This window comes from Vibrio sp. LB10LO1 (assembly GCF_010092875.1).
Taxonomy (GTDB): Bacteria; Pseudomonadota; Gammaproteobacteria; order Enterobacterales; family Vibrionaceae; genus Vibrio; species Vibrio campbellii.
This window is the reverse complement of the sequence record NZ_JAADJW010000023.1, coordinates 39,750-60,819: the sequence shown is the minus strand read 5'-3', so window position 1 is coordinate 60,819 and position 21,070 is coordinate 39,750. Positions and strand designations below refer to the sequence as shown.

At 42.1% G+C, this 21,070-nt stretch carries 18 protein-coding genes; 8 read left to right on the top strand and 10 right to left on the bottom strand.

Translation table 11 applies throughout. The features are described from left to right. Positions 1-9: 9 nt before the first annotated feature. The 10 genes from GXP65_RS16630 to GXP65_RS16585 all read right to left on the bottom strand — a co-directional run bounded on the left by GXP65_RS16630 (position 10) and on the right by GXP65_RS16585 (position 12,226). Positions 10-663: an acetyltransferase gene (locus tag GXP65_RS16630; RefSeq protein WP_025591383.1), complete on the bottom strand. Its 654-nt coding sequence runs from the start codon at positions 661-663 to the stop codon at positions 10-12. Next, positions 656-1,729, bottom strand: coding sequence for an N-acetylneuraminate synthase (gene neuB, locus GXP65_RS16625; protein ID WP_162093304.1), 1,074 nt, complete (start codon positions 1,727-1,729; stop codon positions 656-658). Before neuB ends, GXP65_RS16630 begins: the two co-directional genes overlap by 8 nt. 7 nt (positions 1,730-1,736) lie before the next feature. Continuing rightward, positions 1,737-2,930, bottom strand: coding sequence for a UDP-N-acetylglucosamine 2-epimerase (neuC, locus tag GXP65_RS16620; RefSeq protein ID WP_103413663.1), 1,194 nt, complete (start codon positions 2,928-2,930; stop codon positions 1,737-1,739). 17 nt (positions 2,931-2,947) lie between these two features. Beyond that, on the bottom strand, positions 2,948-4,099 hold the full coding sequence (locus GXP65_RS16615; RefSeq protein WP_162093303.1) for a LegC family aminotransferase: 1,152 nt from the start codon (positions 4,097-4,099) through the stop codon (positions 2,948-2,950). 12 nt (positions 4,100-4,111) lie between these two features. Continuing rightward, positions 4,112-5,302 (bottom strand): UDP-N-acetylglucosamine 4,6-dehydratase, encoded by a 1,191-nt coding sequence (locus GXP65_RS16610; RefSeq protein WP_162093302.1) that lies wholly within the window; start codon positions 5,300-5,302, stop codon positions 4,112-4,114. After that, positions 5,302-6,567, bottom strand: coding sequence for a UDP-N-acetyl-D-mannosamine dehydrogenase (gene wecC / locus GXP65_RS16605; RefSeq protein ID WP_162093301.1), 1,266 nt, complete (start codon positions 6,565-6,567; stop codon positions 5,302-5,304). The genes GXP65_RS16610 and wecC overlap by 1 nt, the downstream gene beginning before the upstream one ends. A 22-nt stretch (positions 6,568-6,589) precedes the next feature. Further along, a complete protein-coding gene (gene wecB / locus GXP65_RS16600; RefSeq protein ID WP_162093325.1) occupies positions 6,590-7,714 on the bottom strand; it encodes a UDP-N-acetylglucosamine 2-epimerase (non-hydrolyzing) in 1,125 nt (374 codons plus the stop codon). An 89-nt stretch (positions 7,715-7,803) separates the two neighbouring features. After that, positions 7,804-8,793 carry a Wzz/FepE/Etk N-terminal domain-containing protein gene (locus GXP65_RS16595; protein ID WP_162093300.1) on the bottom strand — a complete coding sequence of 330 codons (990 nt, stop codon included), beginning with the start codon at positions 8,791-8,793 and terminating at the stop codon, positions 7,804-7,806. A gap of 105 nt (positions 8,794-8,898) precedes the next feature. Continuing rightward, a complete protein-coding gene (locus GXP65_RS16590) occupies positions 8,899-11,628 on the bottom strand; it encodes an SLBB domain-containing protein (protein WP_162093299.1) in 2,730 nt (909 codons plus the stop codon). A 79-nt stretch (positions 11,629-11,707) separates the two neighbouring features. Further along, complete coding sequence (locus tag GXP65_RS16585; protein ID WP_346265909.1) at positions 11,708-12,226, bottom strand: outer membrane beta-barrel protein; 519 nt, start codon at positions 12,224-12,226, stop codon at positions 11,708-11,710. A 433-nt stretch (positions 12,227-12,659) separates the two neighbouring features. Between GXP65_RS16585 and GXP65_RS16580 the strand changes: the two genes are divergently transcribed. The 8 genes from GXP65_RS16580 to waaA all read left to right on the top strand — a co-directional run bounded on the left by GXP65_RS16580 (position 12,660) and on the right by waaA (position 21,069). After that, entirely contained in the window at positions 12,660-12,887 is a 228-nt protein-coding gene (locus GXP65_RS16580) for a hypothetical protein (RefSeq protein WP_162093298.1), read from the top strand. Positions 12,888-12,955: 68 nt separating this feature from the next. Further along, positions 12,956-13,639 (top strand): YjbF family lipoprotein, encoded by a 684-nt coding sequence (locus tag GXP65_RS16575; RefSeq protein WP_162093297.1) that lies wholly within the window; start codon positions 12,956-12,958, stop codon positions 13,637-13,639. A gap of 8 nt (positions 13,640-13,647) precedes the next feature. After that, positions 13,648-14,355 carry a capsule biosynthesis GfcC family protein gene (locus GXP65_RS16570; protein WP_240335010.1) on the top strand — a complete coding sequence of 236 codons (708 nt, stop codon included), beginning with the start codon at positions 13,648-13,650 and terminating at the stop codon, positions 14,353-14,355. Continuing rightward, on the top strand, positions 14,352-16,556 hold the full coding sequence (locus GXP65_RS16565) for a YjbH domain-containing protein (protein ID WP_009707924.1): 2,205 nt from the start codon (positions 14,352-14,354) through the stop codon (positions 16,554-16,556). Before GXP65_RS16570 ends, GXP65_RS16565 begins: the two co-directional genes overlap by 4 nt. 151 nt (positions 16,557-16,707) lie before the next feature. Further along, positions 16,708-17,649: an ADP-glyceromanno-heptose 6-epimerase gene (gene rfaD, locus GXP65_RS16560; RefSeq protein ID WP_162093295.1), complete on the top strand. Its 942-nt coding sequence runs from the start codon at positions 16,708-16,710 to the stop codon at positions 17,647-17,649. Between the two features lie 116 nt (positions 17,650-17,765). Next, on the top strand, positions 17,766-18,755 hold the full coding sequence (gene lpxM / locus GXP65_RS16555) for a lauroyl-Kdo(2)-lipid IV(A) myristoyltransferase (RefSeq protein ID WP_162093294.1): 990 nt from the start codon (positions 17,766-17,768) through the stop codon (positions 18,753-18,755). Beyond that, on the top strand, positions 18,752-19,810 hold the full coding sequence (waaF, locus tag GXP65_RS16550; RefSeq protein ID WP_162093293.1) for a lipopolysaccharide heptosyltransferase II: 1,059 nt from the start codon (positions 18,752-18,754) through the stop codon (positions 19,808-19,810). Before lpxM ends, waaF begins: the two co-directional genes overlap by 4 nt. Next, on the top strand, positions 19,804-21,069 hold the full coding sequence (gene waaA / locus GXP65_RS16545; protein WP_162093292.1) for a lipid IV(A) 3-deoxy-D-manno-octulosonic acid transferase: 1,266 nt from the start codon (positions 19,804-19,806) through the stop codon (positions 21,067-21,069). The genes waaF and waaA overlap by 7 nt, the downstream gene beginning before the upstream one ends. Position 21,070 lies beyond the last annotated feature (1 nt).

Genomic DNA, 21,070 nt, shown 5'->3' with positions numbered 1-21,070 from the left:
TTTTGTTTTCTAAGAATTTGTTTTAATTACTGCTCTAGCAGGATATGCAATGGTATTTTCTTCTAAAGACTTAGTGAGACTAGCACCAGCCCCCACGATAGCGCCACTGCCAATAGATATCCCTTGGATAACCGTTGAACCAGCTCCAACATAGACACTTTCTTTTGTCTCGACTTGACCACACAACGTTGCTTTAGGAGCAATATGGTTATAAGCACCTATTTTACAATCGTGCTCAACCAAGGCACCCGTATTGATTATACTATGGCTCCCCACTGTAGCCCCAGTCTGAATCATCGCCATAGGTAAAATCTGAGCACCGATTTCAATTTTAGAAAAAGGTGAAACGAATGCACTGTCAGCGATGACCGTCTCAAATTGATAACCTAATGAGAGAAAGTATTCATTAATTTTTTTCTTAAAGCCGGATTTGGGCATCATTCCAATACCGTTGACCAAAAGAATCTTGTCTTTGTCAAACCTCAGAATATCTTCGTCTTTTTCAAGGATGGAAATTCCTTTAAATACAGAACGTTGACTGACATCTTCAGGGCTTATCACGGCAAGTATGTCTCTTCCCTGCGTAAGCAGTATTTCAGCAAGAACGGAGGCATGACCGCCTCCACCAATCATTACAATAGGAAGATTCACCTCATCACTCAATGATCAGCTCTCCTGCTTTGTATCCTTTGGTTGCTTTAGTGCTAAGAAGTTCCCAATAGCGATAAGGGGACAAACCAGTGCCTGGACGCTTAATTGTGAGGTTAGATTCTGTTAACTCCTCGCCCTTTTCAATATCCTTTGCTGCTACTAAGCTTTTGCGTGCTACGGATTTGTTTTTCACTTCAGAAACTGTAGGAGTTTTTACGCTAGAGCCTAATGCAATCTCTATCTGACGGATGGCTTTTACCATTGCCTCTAGCTCTTGTGGCTCTAGAGAGGCTTTATGGTCTGGACCTTCCATGTTTTTATCTAACGTAAAATGCTTCTCTATAAGAACAGCACCGCGAGCAACAGCCGCAATTGGAATCGTAATTCCTTCACTATGGTCCGAATAGCCTGCCGCCAAGTCAAATGCTCGCCCTAGCGTATCCATTGCTCTTAGGTTGATTTCTTCCATTGGAGCAGGATATTCCGTCGTACAATGAAGAATTGTTACTTTCTCTTTTAGCGCTTTTTGACCAGCTTCTGATGCATAAGCTTCTTGGAAACCTAGCATCGAAGGTTCTGCTTTTTCATCTGTTGTATAACCGAAAGCAATCACTCCAAGAGCTGTCTCAATTTCGGAAAGTGTTGCCATACCTGTTGATACAATAAGATCACAACCAGTACGAGCATGAGCCAATACAAGAGGAGCGTTCGTTAACTCACCGGAAGGCAACTTCAAGCGCGTTAAACCAAGATCATTGACTAAGAAATCTAAACTTTCTAAATCGAAAGCTGTTGATAGAAACTCAATACCAAGCGAATCACAGTATTTGACGAGATCATGGTGGGTCTCGTACGACAGTTCTAAACGGCTTAACATCGCTAACTGAGACTCTTGCTTTTGAGTATTCGTTACTTGATATTCAGCTTGCTTAGCCTCTTCGGTAACTAGGTTTTTTGCTTTAAAAGTTTGGAACTTTACTATATCCGCTCCAGCTTTGTGAGCAGCATCGACCAACGAAAATGCTAGTTCTTCTTGACCGTTATGGTTTACACCCGCTTCGGCAATAATCAAAGTCATTATTGTCTCACTCTACTTTCTTGTTTAAGTCAGGTTCAATGTTTACATCATAAAAAGACTTACAAGGATCAAAATCCAGTCCTTTAATCATCTCTATGACTTGCTTGCTACTATCACCTTGCCCGTAGGGGTTAGCAATATTTTCATCTTCAGCTTTATACTTTCGGCTCACAGCGAGGCCAATCGCGTTACTGATGGATTCTTTCGTAGCAGTGGTATTTAAAACACTTTTTGCGGCCAAGCGTCCCTTTTGTCTAGCCCCTATATTCACTGTAGGAACATCAAAAGCTGGTACTTCAATAATACCACTCGACGAATTACCAATAACTGCAGCCGCATGCTTTACCGAGCTCAAATAACGCACTTGCCCTAGTGATGGAATAGCCAAGACACGTTTTGGTTGACTTGCCGCATAATCTTCTAGCATTGGGATAATGCGTCGACCCCCGTCATCTGCGTTAGGGTAAGTTAATATAACTTGATGATCAGGGTATTCATCCAATGCGTCTAAAAGCGATTGAAAGCTTTCCTCTGGAGATTCGTTACCCAGAGTAACAGGATGATAAGTAACAACAAAATAAGGTTTTGTGAGCTCAAAACTTAGTGATTCACTCAACTCAGAAACCGTCATAAAAGACGCTCGGTTTAGGTGGTCTAAGCCAATTGCACCAATATTTCGTACACGCGCTGGTGATTCACCAAGTTGAATCACTCGGTTTCGGTATTCGTCTGTCGACGTACCATGTAGGTAACTCAACTTAGTAATCGCATGACGAATTGCATCGTCATAAGCACCTTCTGTTATTTCACCACCATGAAGGTGAATGATCGGAATACGAAGTATCATAGCCGTTTGCGCTGCAGCGAGCGCTTCAAAGCGATCCCCAAGAATGACAAGAACATCTGGTGCTAGTCGCGACAAGGCATCGGCGAACCCTAAGACCCCCAGCCCCATACTTTTCGCTGTACCTACAGCGGAATCAGAAGACAACAAAATCTCTATTTTCTCATCGATATTGAAGCCATCTTTTTCAATTTGTTTGTAAGTATCACCGAATTCCGGTGATAGGTGCATACCAGAAACAAGCAATTGAAGTGTTAGGTCAGGATCGCTTTGTATGTCCTTTAAAAGCCAAAAGAGCAGACCATACTCTGCTCTTGTACCAGTAAAGACCGCAACCTTTTTATGTGTCTGCGTCATGTATGTATTAAACCTACTTAGCCTTTGATTTCCACTGGAGTACTTGGAAGATTGATTAGGTGCGCCTCAATAAACTCTGAGTAAGTTAGGTCACCACGTATTGCATTCTCAAACATAGGTAGTCTGTGCATGAGCTGCCAAATAGGTCGAGTCATCACGCCTGAACCATTTGTGCCTTTAAGTACCTCTTCGCGACTTTCTTTATCCGGACAAATGATTGCATTTAACCAATAGTTTGACTTCGCATACTCTGGCTCAGTGACAAATTTAAAATCTGTACCTTTGAAGAAGTTTTTATAGCGTTCTGCAAGCAATCTCTTTTGCTTCAAATACTGCTCGATAACTTCCATCTGTGCACATCCCAGAGCAGCATTCAGGTTAGGCATGCGGTAGTTAAAGCCAGGTTCATCATGGAAGAATTCATACGGATGAGGAACTTTTGCTGTCGTCGTGACATGCTTAGTACGCACACCTAATTCTTGAGTCTTACATAACACCATGCCACCACCGCCTGTGGTGATGATCTTGTTGCCATTGAAGCTGACAGCACCAAAATCACCAATAGTACCGGTGTGTTTGCCCTTATAGAACGAGCCTAGGCTTTCTGCGGCATCTTCAACCAACGTGATGTTCCATTTCAAGCAAACGGCAACCAGTTCATCAAGCTCTACAGGGTGACCAAACGTGTGCATTGGTATAACGGCTTTGATTCTTCTACCTGTTTTTTTATGGATACACCCCGCGTCTGTGACTTCAGCATTCTCTTCTAAAAATGTATCCACAGCCTTAGGGCACAACCCTAAACTCACTGGAGATACATCCAGAAAAATAGGCTCAGCCCCCATATGATAAAGAGCATTGCAGGTTGCAACAAAAGTCAAAGCTTGCGTAATAACCAGGTCACCTCTTTGAACATCAGCCATGTACAATGCAGCATGCAATGCTGCAGTGCCATTCACTGTCGCTACAGCTTTAGCCGTACCAGTGTAAGCTTCAATTTTTCTCTCAAAATCATCAACAAATTTACCGACGCTAGAAACAAATGTACTTTCAATCGTTTCCATTACGTACGCTTTTTCGTTGCCATCGAACGTCGGTGCATGTAAGGGAATAAATTCGTCTGTTTTGTAAGTATCTCTCACAAATTCAACAATAGATGTCGCTTTCATCGAATGCTCCACTTACATCTTGCTATCGAGGTATTTACCCGTTTCTTTGTGCCCAAAATCAGGGATCATGGTAAAGAACAGTTTCACAATCTGCTCTTTAGTCCAAGCTCGCTCACCTTTCATCTCAGAGATGCTGCTTTCAAACAAAGTAAGAAGCTCTTGCTCATAAAGAGGTTCATTTTTGATGATGCCCAGATTTTCGAATCGAGACATATCCAGCTCTTCTTTATCTGTAAAAAACTCTTCGAAGTCTTTTTCACCTGTTGTATCACTTGCAGTAAATAAACATGGCCACTTACCTTGCTCTGGCAGCGTATGTGCAAGTTGGCGTGCTTCTTCTTCTGTCTCACATAGGTGAGGTTCAAAACCAAGTTGCTCTAGGTATTTCACCGCAATATCTGCAAACGAAATAAGATGCAGAGCTTCGCTCAGTTTCGGGAAGAAAATGTCACGGTTTTCACCAAAGATACAAGACATTAAGCATAGTTCACCCGACTCTTGAGGAGTAACAAAATAACGCTTGATGTCGTTTGGGGCTACGATAGGTTGACGCTTTTGGATACGTTGGTTAAATCCGTGTAGCAGCGAGCCATCAGAGAATGCCACATTTGCAAAGCGAGCAGTTGAGATTGCCATTTGCTCACTTTTACGCATAAGGAACATTTCCATAATGCGCTTTGACGCCCCCATCATGTTAACAGGGTTTGCAGCTTTATCTGTTGAAACACAGAAGTACTTTTTCGCACCAGCATCAATAGACTGCTGAATTGTTTTGTCGGTATTAAAAACATTTACATCGATCATGCGCATCAATGTATAAGGATCTTTTTCACTTCTAACATGCTTAAGCGCAGATAGGTTCAATACATAATCGAACTTACCATCGGCTTTAATGAATGCGTCGTACTCTAGAGAACCAATGTCCAAAGCAAATGTTTGGAAGTCACCATCAATGTAACCAAATGAACTACGGATATCTCGAACAAGCTCTACCATATTGTTTTCACTAATGTCGACAACATGTAGCTTCTTAGGGTTACGTTTGAAAATCTCTTTAGTTACGGCTTGTCCGATTGAGCCAGCGCCGCCCAGAACAAGGAAACTTGACGCAGAAACAATACGTGACAGCTCTGCTTCATAATTTTCAATATCTTGTGTGAATAAGGCTTCGGTACGACCGATTAAAGGCAAAATAGCATTCATTACCAAATCCCCTTGGTATCTACTAAGTATGGTGAGTTTATTGACTCAACTTTAAATTCTTTGTGGTCAACAAGCATGACATGAATGTCAGCCGTCGACTTTGCAGCGTCAAAGCTCTGAAGCTCAACTTGCTCCAATGAACTTGGCAATTGATGAATATTAGGTTCAACTGCAATTACATTCCCCATATGGAAAGAAGCAATTTCTTTTACAATCTGCATTGCAGGGCTTTCACGTAAGTCATCGATGTCAGGCTTAAAAGCTAAGCCGTAACATGCAATTTTAACCTCTTTGGCTGTTTTATCAGTATTCTCTTGCAGGAAGTCTGCAATAGCCATTTTAGTCTTACCGACGACCCAACCAGGCTTACTGTCATTAACTTTACGTGCCGTATGAATAATCTGAGCTTCTGCTGGCGTTTTTGAAACGATAAACCATGGATCAACAGCAATACAGTGGCCACCGACGCCAGGACCCGGTTGAAGGATGTTCACACGAGGGTGACGGTTTGCTAGTGCGATCAACTCCCACACATTGATATCTAACTTATCACAGATAACAGAAAGCTCATTTGCAAATGCAATTTGAACGTCACGAGAGCTGTTTTCAGTTAACTTCGCCATTTCCGCAGTGCGTGCATTGGTGATAACACATTCGCCTTGAACGAATGTTTGGTATAACTCAACTGAGCGTTGTGAACACTTCGGTGTAAGGCCACCAATAACACGGTCATTTTCAACTAATTCTCTCACTACATGACCTGGCAAAACACGCTCTGGACAATGAGCAATATTAATGTCGGCACCTTCACCGTGAGTCTGTGGGAATGTAAGATCTGCACGAGCTTGAGCCAACCATTCAGCCATTTGTTCTGTTGCACCAACTGGTGAGGTTGACTCTAGTATAACTAAGTCACCTTTCTTCAAGACAGGAGCAATTGCTTTACTTGCAGCTTCAATATAGGAAAGGTCAGGTGCAGGAACTTCACCTTCTTTACAAGGTAAGAAGGGAGTTGGAACAGCGATGAGAAACGCATCCGCAGCTTCTGGAGTTGTCACAGCTTTTAGGTAGCCTTCTTTGACAGCGGCATTTACGATCATATCGAGCTCAGGCTCAACGATATGAATTTTACCTTGATTGATAGTGTCTACAGCATGTTGGTTAACATCAACACCAACAACCTTTTTCTTGCGTGATGCGAACATTGCTGCTGTTGGCAGACCAATATAGCCCAAACCTACAACTGATACTGTTTCAAAAGACATATATACTTCTCGTTAAATTAAATTATTTTGCTAGAACATCTAGAATTCGTTGGCATGCTTTTCCATCACCATAAGGGTTATGTGCAAAGCTCATTTCCTTATACGCCTGCTCGTCTTGAAGCAAAGTCGTTAAACCTGTAACGATACGATCTACATTAGTACCAACCAACTTGACCGTACCAGCCTCTACGGCTTCTGGGCGCTCTGTTGTATCTCTCATGACCAACACGGGCTTACCTAAAGAAGGCGCTTCTTCTTGAATGCCGCCCGAGTCGGTAAGAATAATATGAGACCTATTCATTAAGTAAATAAATGGCAAGTATTGTTGAGGCTCAATCAGATGTACATTGCTTATTCCCGCAAGAATTCGGTTTACAGGTTCACGTACATTAGGGTTTAAGTGCATTGGATAAACGATTTGAGCTTCAGGATGCTTCTGTGCAGTAAAGGCTAACGCTTCACAAATACGCTCAAAACCGCCACCAAAACTTTCTCTTCTGTGACCTGTAACAAGTACTAGCTTTTTATCTTCATGGAGAAATGGAAATTGCTCAGAAAGGCTATGTTGAAGAGCCTCATCATGATCGATTTTTTCTTTGATCATCAAAAGAGCATCAATAACAGTATTGCCTGTCACCGAAATGTTCTCTTTATCAAAGTTTTCTCTCAGCAAATTGTTTTGAGATGTCTCTGTTGGTGCAAAGTGATATTGCGTTAGTGCCCCGGTCAACTTTCTATTTGCTTCCTCAGGCCAAGGAGAGTAAATGTTGCCAGTCCTTAAACCTGCCTCTACATGACCAACTGCAATTTGCTCATAATATGCTGCAAGACTCGCCGCAAATGTAGTTGCAGTATCACCATGAACTAAAACAACATCAGGTTTAAACTCTTGCAATACTGGTTTTAATTCCAATAAGATGCGAGCAGTCACATCATTTAGTGACTGGCCTGCTCTCATTAAATCTAGGTCATAATCTGGCTTGATTTCAAATAATTCAAGCACTTGGTCTAGCATCTCTCGATGTTGAGCTGTTACACAGCACTTTGCTTCAAATCGTTCATCAGAAGATAAAGCGTGAACCAAAGGTGCCATCTTTATTGCTTCTGGTCGGGTACCAAATACCGTAAGTACTCTTTTCTTTGTCATCATTACTGACCTAATGTAAAACTTGAATAATAATTTTCATGGGTGCATGAACCTTGTTCATGCACCGTTTTAGTTGTATGTTTCTGCGCTTAACTCAGCGATGTCTCACTAGACTCCAATTGGTCTCTTTTTGCAAACACAAAGCGAATTAGCACAATCATAACACCAAGAATACCGCCAAGTAGTGTTCCTGCAATACAGATAAGCGCTCTCTTAGGTGATGCTTTTTCTTCTGGGACTACAGCAGGGTCGATCACTTTAAATACGAATTCTTCTTGAGCTTCTGCAAGCATTAGATTTTTTGTTTGCTCTTCAATTAACTTGTAAAAAGCAGATTGCATATCTGCCACAGCCGTTTTTTGAAGCTGTTCACTCAAGTAAGTTAGGTTTTTATTGGTATCTCGAATTGTACGCTCACGCATTACTTGGTTAATATCTTCAATCAGCCAGTTTACCCATTGTTGAGCTACATATGGTGAGTAGTGGTTCACCGATAGTCTAAATAAACCCGATTCTTTGTCGGGCTCAATACTCAAAACCTCAGTAACGAACAAACGGTAGGCTTCTTGTGCTGTTGGCTTAGCCCCCTTAAGTCCTTGAGGTTTTCTCAACCAAACTTGTTTCCCTTCATCGTAAAGTTCATCATCTAATATCAATTTGTTGGCACCCATGTCCCAACCTTTACTCCCCATAAGAGGAACTAAAATGTCATGCTTCTCTACAAAAGATTCAATAAACTGACGAGACTTAATTACCTGAACAGCTAAGTCAGTTTGATTGCTTTGGCTTGGTAAGCTAACTCCAGCAAGTGACGCCAATCCGCCAAGCTGACCAGACATAGCCGCTAGACCACTAGCATTGGAGTCTTGAGCTGGAGATAAAAGAGCGTCTGCTCTGTAAATATTCGGTTTTGAAAGCGCAAATGCCACAGCTGCGACAGCAAAAATGACAGTGGTAACAATAATGATCCACTTTCCCTGCCAAAACGCGGAGAGTAATTCACGTAGGTCTATCTCATCTTCGGCAGGAGTATGGGTATGAGGATAGGGGGGCAGGTTTGGGTATTGCTCAGATTTCATTTAACTTTATCCTAGCCAATTAACTTATTGCTCATTGATTAAATACAGATATATACAAACAAAAAACGTGAGCCCAGATATCATCTAGACTCACGACTGTTTTTGTTACTGAAGTGCGTTAATCGCTACACCAGTCTGGTATAGGATCTGTGTTGCAGCAGTCCAAGTACTTAGAGCATCGCGGTAATCAGTATCAATTGGCACTACAATCGTATCACCTGCTTTTAGCTCTTCTTTGTCATTTCCAAACCAGTAACCCGAACTCGGTTTGTAAACCGACCCATCAGCTCTAACAACGAAGATACGGTCTTCATCAGCTTGCTTCTTAACGCCGCCCGCTTTGTTTAGGTAATCATCTACGTCAAGCTTATTATCTAGAAGGTAAGTGATTGATACCTGCACCTCACCCATAATAGATACGGTGTTACGGAATGTAGGGATAAAGAGGAAGTCACCATCTTCAAGCATAAAGTCTGCTGATTTATCGCCTTTAATCACTCTGTCTAGTTGAACAACCATACGACCAAGAGCCTTACTTTTGCTTGCTTCTTCAACAAACAAAAGAGTCTTATCTGGATCAGAGATCACTGATCCCAAGTTACTATCAGCTCGGAACGTTTTCTTAGCCGTTTCAGCGCGCATATCAGCAGCGTATTGATTAAGCAATTTTTGCTCTTGAAGACGCAACGCTTCCCTTGTAAAGATTGCTCCTTGTGGATGAGCAAACTCGGTTAAGCCACCTGCGCGCTTCAATAGTTCACCTAACGTTTCCCCTTGACGCACTGTATATGTACCAGGGAAACGAACCTCGCCCTGTAAAACGACCGTACTTTGTAGTTTGATGTTTGGTTTTTCTAAAATGTTGAGGCGGTCTCTTGCTGTAATAATGACGTCGCTAGAAACATCTCCCTGAATAACTTTTCTTAAGTCTATTCTCTCTACATCGATACGAGCACGTTCATCAACACTATTGATAACTGTGCGTGCCAACTCTGCATTAATAGTATATGCATTGTAAGTTAGCCCACCGGCAGCCTCTAAAAGCTTTGAAGTAGTCGTTCGGGCCTCTATTGGGTAGCGTCCCGGGTGTTTTACCTCACCAAAGACTTCCGCGATTTCAGGAGCAGCCCCAAGGCGAGATTGCTGTTGCAATTGCAGTAAAACCGGAGCTAGCAAAGAGCGGCGAGTATTTTGTTTGAGAGTATCTAAATCATCTTGTGTGATTTCTTTACCTCGAAAGATTATTTTTATCTCTTGTTCTTGAGCTAAATTGCCAGGAATTTCACTGCTATTAGCTTTAGTACTGTTGACTTGTGATACTCCAGCACTTACTGCTTGAGAACTTACAGAAGAATCTAAAACGGCCTCTTCTTTACGCTTCTCATTAAGGGCTTGCTCTTGTGCTTGCTCTAAGGTCTTGACTTTATTAGTCGTCTCCGAGTCAGAAATAGAGTCCAAATCTTCATTGTTAAAGCGGTTGAAAACCAGAATTCTATCACGAGACATTAACTTCAAGTTATCAGAGCTATTCGGTGCCAAGATAGCCTGAGCTAAGTTTATTTGGTGGACTTCAATATCTCGTTGAGCATTCACTTCTCGAACGACAACAGCGTAATTTACATCAGCAGTTGAGTTGAATGCCGTATCTACAGAGCTGAATAGATCCGCGACTCTCAAACCATTTTTCCATTCAAGGTAACCTGGGTGTTTAACGTCACCTTCCACTTGGATATAACGGGTAAGTTCCTCGCTCTTTCTTTGCACATCTACCACATCACCAGAATGCACCTTGGCACTCTTCACAGTCGAACTGTTAAAGTTCAATGTAATGGCATCACGATGACCTTTTGAGGCATACCGTTTTACTTCAACTTGCTCGGTATATGCATTAGCAGTAAAGCCACCAGCTAAACGAATAGCGGTGTCGTAACTCTCACCTGATTTCATCTCGTAGATTGCAGGTCTATTTACTTCACCATCAATGGTAATTGTTGGCCCTACAGAACCAATGAATACAACGTCTCCAGGCAATAAGCGCACATCATTACTTGCATCACCCTTTAAAAGTAAATCATACAGATCAAGCTTACGAATTACCTTTCCATCACGCTTTAATTGGACATTTCTTAACGCACCACTCTCACCAAAACCACCACTGTAATAGATCGCTTGAGACACTGTAGTTAGAGCACTTACACTGTAAGCTCCAGGCTTGTATGCATCACCCATGACAAAAACTTGCATAGTTCGCAGTTCACCCATTGAGATATCACTACGAACACCAATTATTTGTTCTTTTACTCTTGTGGTTAGAGAGTCTCTCACTTCTGAAAAAGACAAACCTGCGACTTGGATCGGGCCTAACGATGGGAAATTAATCGTACCAGCCCTATTTACTCGTAAGCGGTGCGTAGTGTTGTCTTTACCAAATAACTGAACAACGATCTCATCTCCTGCTCCAACGGTGTAATTTGCTGGTACAGGAACATCACTAATAGGTGCGAATGTGCTAGGAGAACCAGAAAATAGGTCTAAGCCAAATCGCTTAAGTTCTTCATCGCCTCTAGTTTTAGTTACTGACTCATCATTTTGACCTGTCAGGTTATTCATATCTCTTGGCTGAATAACCTGAGGGTTTTGGAAAGTACTTCCTTGATTAGCACTTTGAGAAGGGACAGAGAAACCATATTTGTCTGCTAGCGATTTTTGCTGATCTGCAGGCAAGTTTTGAAACATTTTGATCTGTTCTGGTGTTGGTTTTTGGGCCAACGCACTTGCTGTAAAGCTACTTGCTAGCAAAACTATAGCGGCAACTGAAAGGTATCCTTTGAACATGTCGTGTAAATTCGCCGTGTTAGAGTTATTAAAAGTTATATCCAATAAAATTTGGTCTCATGTTGCATTTCTGCCAAGACTAAAATCTATGCTGGAAGCCTATCGTCATTGTATTCATGCGTATACTTTCTTCTGAAACATTATCCACAAACTCAAAAACCACTGCGTTCTTGTTATCCAATGCGTAATGAAGACCTAAACCGAAACTGAATCCATTTTCTTTTGATGAACCCACCCCCTGTTGGTTGACTTCTACACTTGATACTCCAGCAAGCCCGTACATCGCAACACGCCCACTGACGGGCATATTTAGCTTTAAAAAGCCGCTAGCCAGTTGATCGATAGCTAAGCCACTATCTCTTTGTATAGAGGTGCCATATCGTGCCTCTAAAGCAACATAATCATTAAAAAAATAACCAACTTGCGCTTGTAAGACGAAAGGAGAGCCTTCGACTATTGCGCCTTGGTTATTGAATTGATGCTCTGCATTAGCATAACTAACGGCTGCTCCAGTATAAAAATCTGCAGACGCAGAGAAAGAGATGCAACTCGCAGTTACTAGACAAGCCAATCCTAAGCTTCTTTTTTTATTCGTCACGAAAGTGCCCTCTACAAACTAAACTCGCGATACTTTTTAGTTAGCGCTTTGGGAATTGAACGTATATAACCCACGCTACCGCCCTGAGGCATTGCGCTAGCCACTATTCGCCAGTTTAACTAACTCAATTGACGCTAGATATTATTCTATGGTCATAAATTTGATTTCCTTAACCTTGAACATGACTCCGTTAGTGTCTTTCCAAGGGCTCGCAAATTATGCACGGATTGACATTGATCAGCAAGTCAGCCCTGATACGAACCTTGGTTTCAGATATAAGACTTTAGAGTTGTCCGAGCATTGTAAAAGTTAATGTTCATAGCTAAACCAAAATAAGAAACTATTTACATGTTGGATGATTTTTATCTAAAATAGGAATTGGTGTGCAAATACCAAACATCGATGTTTAATACCGGAAATACAAGGATTAATAATGAAAAACACAGCTCTAGCTATTCTTATGGCTCTAAGCGCGTCAACAGCTTTCGCAGCCGATACAGGTGCGGAAGCAGGCAACACTGCAGCAGCATCTGCATCTGCAACTGGTACAACAGCAGTTGCTGTTGGTGCTGCGGCAGCTGTAACAGTTGTTGCAGTAGCAGCATCTGACAGTGACTCTACTTCTACTTCTACTTCTACTTCTACTTCAGCAGCTAAGTAAGTTTTAAAAGTAGTTTGTATGCATATCGCCCTGAATATTCAGGGCGATTTTATTTGCATGAGGGAATAATGAAACAAACTCTTACTTTAAAGTGCTGCAAAGCACTCTCGCTTGTGCTGTTTTTGATCGGCTCTATTGGGTGTACTCAAAAGTTCAATGATGTGTCTGCAACAGTCAAAGAAGCATATAGTAATTATGTCGATATTGAGTTAACAGCAGATGAGATCAGAGATGTCCCATATGCAAGTGCATATTTAACTATCGGCTCACAAAAACAAGTTTTTGTCGTTCTTGCTTTTGCTGAAGAAAACAAAAAAACAGGCATAACTCGATTAAAATGGGTCAGCGCAGACAATGCGATGATCATCACCGAGAATGGACGAATTGTGAAAACTCTCGGGCTACAGTCTAACAACCTTGCTGGTATTCAGAGTCGAGTGCCACAATATGATGCCATAAGCGATACTCCAGTAGCATATGGCGCTGTTTACGATTGGACTCCTAATTACCGCTACTCCTTTCCAGCAAAAATTACGCGAACCAAATTACAACGCGAACCTGTAGTAACCCCTTTGGGTACAACCAATACCACTGTTTACAAAGAGAAAGTTGTATTTACCACTTTAGATTCTGAGTTAACTAATACTTACTGGGTATCAGATTCAGGCGAAGTAATACAAAGCTTACAATACCTTGGACCTGACATGCTTCCCGTTAAGTTTGTCGTATTAAAAGGGTACGCGAAGAAATGAGATCATTATTGTCAGCATTAAGCTTATGCGTTCTCTCTAGCTCAATATACGCAGCATCGCCTCAAACCACAGTTGAGCTCACTGGCTTACAAAAATCTCTTAACTTTGATGGAAAAGTCAGGCTTGTAGAGATCATGAAAGCTAGCCAACAGCATGGCGCATCAATGGACTACCCTTTAGCCACGACTTTGTTTGATGAATCAGAAGAAGCGAAAGAGTACGCCTCATCACTTAAGTCCTTTGTATTAAATCAACTAATGCAAAAGAACCTTATCTCGCATCCGTTTTATAAATTCATTCAAGACAACGCATTCTCTAAAAGAGTTTTGTCGGACCTAGATCTTGATGAGTTACGCCTTAAAAAGGATAGAAACCCTCTAATTTCAGGTGAGTATTCATTAATAACACCTGACCGAAGCGATAGAATTCTACTTTTAGGCAACTTAGATAGTGTTAATATACTAAAGAATCAACAAGGCCTGCCACTATCGGATATTCTTACAAACTTAAACGATATTTATGATAGTCGTAACCCTTATCCTGTCATTATATATCCTGATGGCAAAGTTGTTGAGCCACATAAAGGTCATTGGAAAAGCACATATTATTATTTGCCGCCGCTATCAATTGTATATTTCCCATTTGCTGACTTCCGCTCATCAGAACTGGATAAGAGCATAGTGGAGCTACTTACCTTATTGAAGACTCATCCATGAAACTCATTAAAAGTACTCTTGTCTTAACAACAATGAGTCCCCTACTAACGTGGGCTCAAAGCACTCCTTTCGAAGCACCACCATTACAGCCATCTCAAATGGATTATGGTGGCGTTGGTTTAATGCAGATGCCAACTGGACGAATGGCTCCTGAAGGAGAGTTCAACTTTAGCGTTACATCTAGCAACGAATACCTTTTCTACAATGCCACTCTACAAGTAATGCCTTGGGCCGAAGCTACGATTAGATATACGATTGTCGACGGGCTACCATATTGTACAGACCCAAGATTCTGTGGTGACAATGAGTATACTGATAAAGGTATCGATTTTAAGTTTAGACTATTAGAGGAAAGTCAATACTTACCTGAGGTGTCCTTTGGTGTTAGGGATTTTGCAGGTACAGGACTGTTTGACTCAGAGTACTTCGCTGCAACCAAACAGTATTCTAATAAGAACTTAGGTACTTTTGATTTTACTTTGGGTATTGGCTGGGGCTCAATGGGTACCAGAGACAATATTTCTAACCCAGCTTGTGAAATTTCAGACCGATTCTGTACACGACCTGATGATTACCAGCTTACAGGTGGAACAACCAATTACGATCGTTTCTTCAAAGGTCCAGCTGCGTTGTTTGGTGGTATAGAATACCAAACGCTTCATGCGCCACTGCGCCTTAAAGTTGAATATGACAGTAACGATTACAGTGAAGACTTCCCTGTTGTTCAAGGAGGGGTAGACATGACTCCTCATACCCCATGGAACTTTGGTGTGTTGTATCGCTTAGGTAGCATCGCCGATTTGCGCTTGAGCTATGAGCGGGGAGATACTTTAGTCGCAGGAGTGAGTTTAAATACAAACTTCAATAATATGCCATCGTTTTGGCGTGATACTCCTACACCTGAATTAAAAGATGAGCAGCCAGAAACGATCTCAGATGTTGATTGGAAGCGAGTGAGCGAAGATTTAGATCAGATCGCCGGATATGAGGCAAATCAAATTTATGTCTCTGATAGTGAAGTGACTATTGTCGGTGAGCAGACCAAATATCGAGATAGAAACAAGGCTTATGAAAAAGCAGGTGCGATACTTCATAACCAACTACCAAAAGATATTGACGCTTATACAGTTGAAGAAAGAAACAACGGTTTATCAGGACATCGAGCCACGATATCAGCAAATGATTATGTTGATGTAGCCAATGTAAATTACATAGCCCCGAATATCGAAGACGCACTCGATGAAACACCTGGTTTGGCTAATGAAAAACAGACTAAAGTTTACGATGGCTTTGAAAGGTTTGATTGGGGATTTGCACCTCAACTAGTACAAACTTTAGGTAACCCTGAAGAATTTTATCTATTTAGTGTCGGTTTAAAAGGAAGCGCATCTTACTGGTTCAATGACAATCTCGAGATTGGTGGATCATTATACTGGGATTGGTATAACAACTATGACAAGTATAACTACATAACTCCTCCAGATGGAACGAGTGTTCCACGTGTTCGAACCATGTTCAGGGCTTATACTAATGAACACGATGTGACGATGACTAACTTGCAACTTACTTGGTTCCAAAACTACTCCGACAGTATGGACCAACAGTTCTATGCAGGTTACTTAGAAAGTATGTTTGCAGGTGTTGGTACTGAGTTTTTATACCGACCACAAGGCGCAAACTGGGCGATTGGTGCTGATTTTAATTTAATTTCACAACGAGATCCTCAAAGTTACTTCGGTGTCTATGATGAAGAATGGCAGCGTGTCCCGGGGTATGGAAGAGATTTCCGAGTTATAGACCAGGGCTTTACTGGTTTTGTGTCCGGCTACTACTACCCACAATGGGACTTCTTACAAAACTTGATGATTCAAGTCGACGTCGGCCAGTTCTTAGCTGGCGATGTTGGAACGCAATTGAATGTATCGAAACAGTTCAAGAGTGGTGTTATCGCAGGTGCATATGCATCCTTCACAGACCTCTCAGCTGAAGAGTTTGGAGAAGGTAGTTTCACAAAGGGCTTCTACATATCAATCCCATTTGACATCATGACTGTAAAACCAAGTAAAAACCGTGCTAACTTTAATTGGCAGCCTCTTACTCGAGATGGCGGACAGAAACTCGGTCGCAAATACAACTTGATCGAACTAACAGATCACAGAAACCCTTGGTACCAACGTCCAAATACGTCAGACGAAAAATAATCTAGTTCTGATTAGATGACTTAACTAAAACAAAGGAAGCTTCGGCTTCCTTTTTGTTTGCCTAATGACAACGACTTCCCCTAGTACTAGCACCTAAAGGCTTAACTCTGCTAAACTTCCTGAGAAAATTTTAATCTATGGTGGAAGTCTTATGATCATCGTAACTGGTGGTGCTGGCATGATCGGCAGCAACATTGTTAAAGCTCTGAACGAAGCAGGTATTAACGATATTCTCGTTGTCGACAACCTAAAAAATGGCAAGAAGTTTAAAAACTTAGTTGATCTTGATATCACAGATTACATGGATCGTGATGACTTCCTTACCCAAATCATGGCAGGTGATGACTTCGGCCCTATCGAAGCCATCTTCCATGAAGGTGCTTGTTCTGCGACAACTGAGTGGGACGGCAAGTACATGATGCTAAACAACTATGAGTACTCAAAAGAGTTGCTTCATTACTGTCTAGATCGTGAAATTCCATTCCTATACGCGTCATCAGCTGCGACATACGGTGAGACAGAAACGTTTGTTGAGGAGCGTGAATACGAAGGCGCACTCAATGTATACGGCTACTCGAAACAGCAATTTGATAACTACGTTCGTCGCCTATGGAAAGACGCAGAAGAGCATGGCGAACAGCTTTCTCAAATCACTGGTTTCCGTTACTTCAATGTATACGGCCCACGTGAAGATCACAAAGGAAGCATGGCATCAGTTGCCTTCCACCTAAATAACCAAATCAATGCCGGCGAAAACCCTAAACTATTTGAGCGAAGCGAAAGCTTTAAGCGTGACTTTATTTATGTTGGCGATGTATGCAAAGTAAACCTTTGGTTCTTTGAAAATGGTGTTTCTGGCATCTTCAACTGTGGTACTGGCCGTGCAGAATCTTTTGAAGAAGTAGCAAAAGCGGTTATCAAGCACCACAACAAAGGTGAAATCCAAACCATTCCGTTCCCTGAGCACCTGAAAGGCGCTTACCAAGAATTCACTCAAGCGGATCTAACTAAGCTTCGTGCAGCTGGTTGTGATGTAGAATTCAAAACGGTAGCAGAGGGTGTTGCTGAATACCTAGCGATTCAAAACCGTTAATTCCCCGCAAAGGTGGTAGTTAACTCTCTACCACCTTTACTCTGGTATTATTACTAGTATCATTTCTACATACCTCCACTCGCCTCTCTCCAAAAAATATAGGTACTTAAAACTTCATGACTAATCAACGTGATGATTTCGATCCTAAAGCTTATAACCCTGAATTTAAGCGCCACTTTTTAGCGCCGAAGTATTGGGGGACATGGGTAGGCGTTGTCCTTTCTTTGCCGCTTGCTTTATTACCTTTAGGGGTTCAGAAATGGCTGGCAAAAACTATCGCGAAGAAACTGGCTAAATCGCACAAAGGTCCGGCTCACCGAGCTCGTGTCAACTTTGAGCTGTGCTTCCCAGAGAGATCATTTGAAGAGCGCGAAGCACTGATTGAAAAAACGCTTTATACCGCAGCATTATTCTTTTTCCGTTTCAGCTTACTAAGCTTACGTTCATCTAAATGGTTACAGCAGCGTTGCCAAATCCGAGGTTTAGAAATCCTTCAAAAACACATCGACAATGATGAGAAAGTCATTTTGATGGTTCCACACTCATGGGCAATTGATATTCCTGCGGTGTTGCTTGCCTCGATGGGGATGCCCGTCTCTGCAATGGCAAAAAAGCAGAAAAATGAAGTGGCTGATTGGCTAATGCACGAACAACGTGTGCAATATGGCGGTCGCGTTTATGAACGCTCTGGTGGTGTTAAGCCGTTTTTGAAATCAGTTCGTGACGGTTACATTGGCTATTACTTACCCGATCAGGATCATGGCCCTGAACACAGCGTTTTTGTCGATTTCTTTGCGACCAGAAAAGCAACGCTTCCTGGTTTAGGTAAAATTGCTAAACTATCACGCGCTAAAGTGTTACCTATGTTTGCTTCTATGAACACAGAAGATGGTACGTTTGATATCGAAATCTTACCGGCGTTTGAGCTAGATAAAGGCGAAGAACAAGACGCTCGCACTTGTAATCAAGCGATCGAGTACTTTGTTGCAAATAAACCAGAACAATACATGTGGGTGCTACAACTTCTGCATTCTCAAGAAGACGGCAATAACTATTACAACCTATTTAAACCGAGATACAACACTGACTGGCAAATAAGCAAATGAAAAAAATCTTAATTATTGGCCCTTCTTGGGTTGGCGATATGGTGATGTCGCAGTCTCTTTATATTGTCTTAAAGCAACTTCATCCAGAAAGCCAAATTGATGTGATTGCACCAGGTTGGTGTAAACCAATTCTTGAGCGCATGCCAGAAATCCACCAAGCCATTGAAATGCCTATTGGTCATGGTGAATTCAACTTACTTGGTCGTCGCGAAATCGGTAAATCATTACGAGAAAAACAGTACGACCACGCCTACATCCTGCCGAAGTCTGCAAAATCAGCTCTTATCCCTTGGTTCGCAAACATTCCGCTTCGAACAGGTTGGAAAGGCGAGATGCGTTACGGTCTGCTCAATGACTTGCGACCAAACATGAAGTCTTTTCAATTCATGGTTGAACGCTATGTGGCATTAGCTTACCCACAAGAAGAGATGATCGACTCTGCTTCTCTAGGTGGTTTAGAAACCCTACCTCGCCCTAGCCTGTTTATTGATAAAAAAGAGCAAGCTGAAGCGATTACTAAGTTTAACCTCAATCAAAAGGCGCCTGTTGTTGGCCTGTGCCCAGGGGCAGAGTTTGGCCCTGCTAAAAAATGGCCTGAAACACATTACGCAGAAGTCGCGTCAGCTATGGCAAGTGCAGGAAAGCAAGTGTGGCTATTTGGTTCTCAAAAAGACCTTGAGACCTGTAACAACATCAAACAATTAGTACCTCAAGAACATCAGCACCAGATTCATGTTTTGGCAGGACAAACTAGCTTGATTGAGGCAGTTGATCTGCTGGCGGCATGTCAGACTGTTGTAGCAAATGACTCGGGTCTTATGCACGTGGCAGCTGCCGTTGGTTGTAACGTCGTTGCGGTCTATGGTTCAACATCTCCAAAGTACACTCCACCGCTTGCGGAAAAGGTAGAGATTGTTCATACCGATATTGACTGCCGTCCGTGCTTTAAGCGTGAGTGTGAGTTTAAGCACCTTAAGTGTTTAACTGAGTTATCACCAAAACAGGTGCTAGATAGCATCCAAAAACTTGAAGCGATAACGGTAAGTTCATGCTAATTCGCATTTTTTACACATTGCTGCTTGCCCTCGCATCCCCTTTCCTATTGTTTGGTTTATACAAAAGTAAATCGAACAAGCCAAAGTTTGGTCAACGATGGAAAGAGCATTTTGGTAGAACTCCAAAGCTAGAGACAACTGAGCGCCCTATTTGGATTCATGCGGTTTCGGTCGGTGAAAGCATCGCCGCTATCCCACTCATTAAAGAGCTGAAAAAGCAAAACCCAACCCAACCTATTTTGGTCACCACCACAACCAGCACTGGTGCGGAACAAATTGCTAAGTTGGGCGACTTAGTTGAACATCGCTATATGCCTATCGATTTCGGTTTTGCCGTGAAAGGCTTTCTAAAGACAATGCGCCCAAAGCAAATGTTGATAATCGAAACCGAGCTTTGGCCAAACACGCTTAACGATGTCCACAATGCAGGAATCCCTATCATAGTGGTCAACGCTCGCCTCTCTGAAAAGTCGTGTAGGAACTACGCAAAAGTGCAGCCACTGTTTGACCTCCTACATCCATGCATAGATAAACTCCTTTGCCAGACGGAGTCAGATGCTGAGCGCTTTGAACGTTTAGGTATCGAGAAAAACAAACTTTTTGTTACTGGCTCGATAAAGTTTGATGTTCAGATATCAGACGACGTAAAAGAAAAAGCTAAATCGCTGAGGAATGCACTCGGATTAGAGCGCCCCATTTGGATTGCTGCCAGCACTCATAAAGGGGAAGACGAGCAGGTATTAGAAGCTCACAAAAAAATCTTGGAATCTCACCCAAATGCTCTTTTAATCCTTGTTCCAAGACATCCAGAGCGATTCGAAGATGTATTTGAGCTTTGCCAAGGTCAAGGCTTTGAAACTGCTCGCCGTACAAGCCAAGAAGAAGTAACAACATCGACCCAGGTTTATCTTGGAGATACCATGGGTGAGATGCTGATCTTGATTGGTGCTTCCGATATATGCTTTACGGGCGGTAGTTTAATTGGCGATAAGGTTGGTGGGCATAATGTCCTAGAACCTGCAGCTTTGGGTGTGCCGATCATCACAGGGCCGAGCTATTTTAATTTCCAAGAAATTGTCGACAAGATGGTATCTTTTTCTGCGATAGCGATTACTTCAAACGCAAGCACCCTTGCAATTGAAATAAAGGAGCTAATTCAAAATGAAAGAGCTTACCATCAAACCAAGGTAAGCCTACTTTCTGTCGTAAACTCAAGCCAAGGCTCATTACAAAAAACTCTGGATAAGGTAACTTTATAAA

Bases quoted from the DNA above. Each gene is read 5' to 3' on its own strand.
- GXP65_RS16580 (WP_162093298.1), top strand. From the start codon at position 12,660: ATGAAAAACACAGCTCTAGCTATTCTTATGGCTCTAAGCGCGTCAACA.
- lpxM (WP_162093294.1), top strand. From the start codon at position 17,766: ATGACTAATCAACGTGATGATTTCGATCCTAAAGCTTATAACCCTGAA.
- wecB (WP_162093325.1), bottom strand. From the start codon at position 7,714: ATGACAAAGAAAAGAGTACTTACGGTATTTGGTACCCGACCAGAAGCA.
- neuC (WP_103413663.1), bottom strand. From the start codon at position 2,930: ATGACGCAGACACATAAAAAGGTTGCGGTCTTTACTGGTACAAGAGCA.
- GXP65_RS16610 (WP_162093302.1), bottom strand. From the start codon at position 5,302: ATGAATGCTATTTTGCCTTTAATCGGTCGTACCGAAGCCTTATTCACA.
- GXP65_RS16595 (WP_162093300.1), bottom strand. From the start codon at position 8,793: ATGAAATCTGAGCAATACCCAAACCTGCCCCCCTATCCTCATACCCAT.
- waaA (WP_162093292.1), top strand. From the start codon at position 19,804: ATGCTAATTCGCATTTTTTACACATTGCTGCTTGCCCTCGCATCCCCT.
- rfaD (WP_162093295.1), top strand. From the start codon at position 16,708: ATGATCATCGTAACTGGTGGTGCTGGCATGATCGGCAGCAACATTGTT.
- waaF (WP_162093293.1), top strand. From the start codon at position 18,752: ATGAAAAAAATCTTAATTATTGGCCCTTCTTGGGTTGGCGATATGGTG.
- GXP65_RS16615 (WP_162093303.1), bottom strand. From the start codon at position 4,099: ATGAAAGCGACATCTATTGTTGAATTTGTGAGAGATACTTACAAAACA.
- GXP65_RS16565 (WP_009707924.1), top strand. From the start codon at position 14,352: ATGAAACTCATTAAAAGTACTCTTGTCTTAACAACAATGAGTCCCCTA.
- neuB (WP_162093304.1), bottom strand. From the start codon at position 1,729: ATGACTTTGATTATTGCCGAAGCGGGTGTAAACCATAACGGTCAAGAA.
- wecC (WP_162093301.1), bottom strand. From the start codon at position 6,567: ATGTCTTTTGAAACAGTATCAGTTGTAGGTTTGGGCTATATTGGTCTG.
- GXP65_RS16575 (WP_162093297.1), top strand. From the start codon at position 12,956: ATGAAACAAACTCTTACTTTAAAGTGCTGCAAAGCACTCTCGCTTGTG.
- GXP65_RS16590 (WP_162093299.1), bottom strand. From the start codon at position 11,628: ATGTTCAAAGGATACCTTTCAGTTGCCGCTATAGTTTTGCTAGCAAGT.